We start from the raw sequence: 416 nt of genomic DNA, 5'->3' as shown, positions 1-416 counted from the left end.
CCTGCCGACAGTCCGGGGAGTGCCGACGGCATGTACAGCAGGTCGCCTTCGTCCAGCCGCGGCATGAACTCACCGCCGATGTGCTGCAGCGGCCACAGGCTGGTGGCCAGCACCACGACCGCCACCGCGAGCGTGCGCTTCGGGGCGCGCAGCACCCTGTCGAGCAGCGGCCGGTAGACCGCGATCAGCAGGCGATTGAGTGGATTGCTTTTCTCGTCGGGAATGCGGCCACGGATCAGGTAGCCCATGAGCACCGGGATCAAGGTCACCGACAAGCCTGCCGCAGCCGCCATGGCGTAGGTCTTGGTGAACGCCAGCGGCGAAAACAAGCGCCCCTCCTGCGCTTCCAGTGTGAACACCGGCACGAAGGACAGCGTGATGATCAGCAGTGAGAAGAACAGCGCCGGCCCCACCTC

The 416-nt window shown here is 66.1% G+C and carries 1 protein-coding gene; it reads right to left on the bottom strand.

Going from position 1 to position 416, the window contains the following annotated elements:
• The coding region (locus FJV41_RS57550) for an efflux RND transporter permease subunit (RefSeq protein ID WP_141649656.1) at positions 1-416 on the bottom strand (416 nt) is incomplete at both ends.

The organism is Myxococcus llanfairpwllgwyngyllgogerychwyrndrobwllllantysiliogogogochensis (genome assembly GCF_006636215.1).
Taxonomy (GTDB): Bacteria; Myxococcota; Myxococcia; order Myxococcales; family Myxococcaceae; genus Myxococcus; species Myxococcus llanfairpwllgwyngyllgogerychwyrndrobwllllantysiliogogogochensis.
Note: the sequence above shows the minus strand (reverse complement) of the source record. Positions and strands in the feature narration are given on the sequence as shown.